This is a genomic window from Lachnotalea glycerini, from assembly GCF_003201285.1.
Lineage (GTDB): Bacteria > Bacillota > Clostridia > Lachnospirales > Lachnospiraceae > Lachnotalea > Lachnotalea glycerini.
The window spans coordinates 1-2,124 of the sequence record NZ_QICS01000034.1 but is presented as its reverse complement, the minus strand read 5'-3'; the positions used below and the strand labels follow the sequence as shown (position 1 = coordinate 2,124).

Sequence of the window (2,124 nt, the reverse complement as noted above, 5' to 3'; positions counted from 1 at the left end):
TTGACGGTGGCAGGAACGGCAGAAACAGTGGCAGGTGGTATTGGAGATATCTTTGGAGCGGTCATATCAATGAGCGGTGCGGGAGCAGCGGCAGGAATACCGACTATTGCAATCAGCACAGATGTTTTGATAACCGGAATAGCAGAAATGGCATATGGTATATCAATTAGTATGACGGCTACGGATAACTTAGCCGGAGATATTAAGAAAGCACAAGAGGCGGCGGAGAATACCGATGTGAGTAAGGAAGGCTCTGAGACTGGCAAGTGGAATAAAGGTAGTTTCAATAGCGCTGAAGATTCTTTAACTAAACACTATAAAAAACATGGGGCAGAAGTTGGAGCTAGTAGTAAAGAACAGTATTTGAGAAAAGCCGAAGAATTTGCAAAAACAGCAAAAAAGGGTTCAACTAAGAGTAATGTATCCGGCGAGGTAGAAGGTGTTGTACGATATAAAAAGAATGGTAAATACATCGATCTAGCACCAGATGGAACAATAATATCATTTGGAAAACAATAAGAAAGAAGGTATAATATGGCATTAATTCATGAATTTGCTATTATTGAAAAAGATAGTAGTATAAATTTTATTGAAAATGGAATGGATAAAATCGATGTTTCGGATAATTTGATTTTATATATGGAAGATTCATTAAGGTGGATTGAAACATGTTGTAATAGTATGCAAACTACTAAAAAAGGTTTGAATTATTATGGATATACTATCATAAAAGATGAAAATATAATTAAATTTAAAAGTATTGTGACATGTTGGAAAAATTTATTTGATGAAGCACCTCTAGAATTTATGTTAACAGGTAATTTTTTACCAGATGAGAATACATATGAGAAAAATTTATATAATAAGCAAGAAGTCATACATCAATTAAATGATTTGGAAATTATGTGCAATAAAGCACAAGCGGAAAATGGTTATATTTTACATAATGGAATATAGAAATAATAGTAGAGCAATGTTATAAAGTATTCATAGAAAATATAACTATTGTTAAATTATAATATTTATTATGGTTATACCTTAGGACTTCCAACTCCGTAAATCCCTGTCGCTTAATTCGGTATCATGGCTCTCACGAAGTGATGTAATCCATGATTACTGAATTAAGAGACTTAAGCAAAAAATTATGCCTTAGGTATACAATCGGATTTTAAGGTGTAGTTCCATTAGGTTCATATTAATGCACTTTTAGTAACAAAAAAATTTGTTGCGAAAGGTGTATTTTATTATGAAAATTAAAAAAGTGAACTCAGAATCAATTAAACTCCGCGAGAATACCGAAGTAAAATTCAAAACAGTAGGAAATACTCGATGAAGTTCAATTTTGTGCAGGAAATAACTATTACTGTCCGATACAGAACATCTCTAAGGACAAATACATTGATAAAAAAACTGGAGAAATCAAAGATAGATAGAAATCATTACAAGTTACTGAAAAGTGTCAGTAATAGTATCAACAAATTGATGGATTTGATTTGGTGTAATGCAACAGAAACAATACATTGTAAGTGAATACTTTGACATACATCAGTATCATGCCTACGGAGTGGCACAGGTAAGTGGAGAAACCGACAGCCCTTATGGGTACAATGCGGAAGCAGTGGATACCAATACCGGATTGCAATATCTACGAGCAAGGTATTATAATAGCAGTATCGGAGGATTCCTGACACAGGACACCGATACAGGAAGCTTGGAAGATCCGCTGACACAGAATCTGTATACGTATACGGGTAATAATCCGGTTAATTACGTTGACCCGAGTGGCCACAGTTATCATGAATACGCAAGCTATGGATCTAATTCATCTAGCAGAAGTGATTTGTCACCAAACACGATGAAAGCAACAGCGGGAATCGGGGATATTGTATCAATGCCGGGAGAGATTCACATCAAAAGTGAACCCACAAAAACAGTCAAAACAACGGCAGGAATCTCAGATTACCTACATTTTCCGGGAGAAGTTCAGGTAGAGAGTGAGGTATCTGTGGATCCGGTTACGCAAAGTCTTGAAAACCGCTATGGAGAAGTAACCACGAAAACTGACAGTTATGCGTATGCAGGAGGGTTGTTTGTAACTGCGTTTGGTGAAGCCGAGCGAATTAT

Annotated in this window: 3 protein-coding genes; all 3 read left to right on the top strand. The window is 35.7% G+C overall.

Features of this window, described 5'->3' with window-relative positions:
- Positions 1 to 519 (top strand): hypothetical protein (locus C8E03_RS22180; RefSeq protein ID WP_207657827.1); only part of this gene is annotated, 519 nt, incomplete at its 5' end.
- A 15-nt stretch (positions 520 to 534) separates the two neighbouring features.
- A complete protein-coding gene (locus tag C8E03_RS21600) occupies positions 535 to 957 on the top strand; it encodes a hypothetical protein (protein ID WP_094376939.1) in 423 nt (140 codons plus the stop codon).
- A gap of 544 nt (positions 958 to 1,501) precedes the next feature.
- On the top strand, positions 1,502 to 2,124 hold a 623-nt coding region (locus C8E03_RS21595), incomplete at its 3' end, for an RHS repeat-associated core domain-containing protein (RefSeq protein ID WP_146212353.1).